The sequence below is a fragment of the Tepidimonas sp. genome (assembly GCF_046292505.1).
Classification (GTDB): Bacteria; Pseudomonadota; Gammaproteobacteria; order Burkholderiales; family Burkholderiaceae_C; genus Tepidimonas.
Map to the genome: position 1 here is coordinate 1 of NZ_JBKBQX010000253.1, position 555 is coordinate 555.

Genomic DNA, 555 nt, shown 5'->3' on the forward strand with positions numbered 1-555 from the left:
TGAGCAGATAGGTCAAGAGCGACCGTTCACCGGTTTTGACGATGATTTCGGCCGGCATGCCCGGCTGCAGTTGGCGTGTGCCGAGCTGTTGCATGCCGTGCGGTGTGAGCGCGACGCGCAGCAGGTAATAAGGCACACCGGTCTGAGGGTCTGTCAAAAGGTCTTTGGAGACGGAGGTGACTTCACCTTCGACCACCAACAGGGGGGTGTGGGCAAAGGCGGCAAAGCGCACATCGGTTTTGAGGCCGCTGTGGACGCGGTCGATCAGGTGCGGCTCGAGCCTGGCTTCCAGCAGCAGCGGCTCACCCTCGGGGACGATGTCCAGCAGTTTTTGTCCGGGTTGGATGACGGCACCGACCGTCTGGACGGCCAGCCCCACGACATAGCCCGTGGCATTGGCGACGATGGTGGTGCGCTCCAGTTCGGCCGCCACGGCGCGCCAGCGCGCTTCTTCGGCCTGGACTTCGAGGTTGACTTGGGTGAGTTCGGCCTCGATGGCTTTGCGTTGGTCGTGCAGCAGGGTTTGGGCGCGCTGCCGTAGCTCGGCAATGGTGC

General features: G+C 63.6%; 1 protein-coding gene. It reads right to left on the reverse strand.

What is annotated here, in order from left to right:
- The coding region (locus ACK4TH_RS13110; protein WP_409627065.1) for an HlyD family efflux transporter periplasmic adaptor subunit at positions 1-555 on the reverse strand (555 nt) is incomplete at both ends.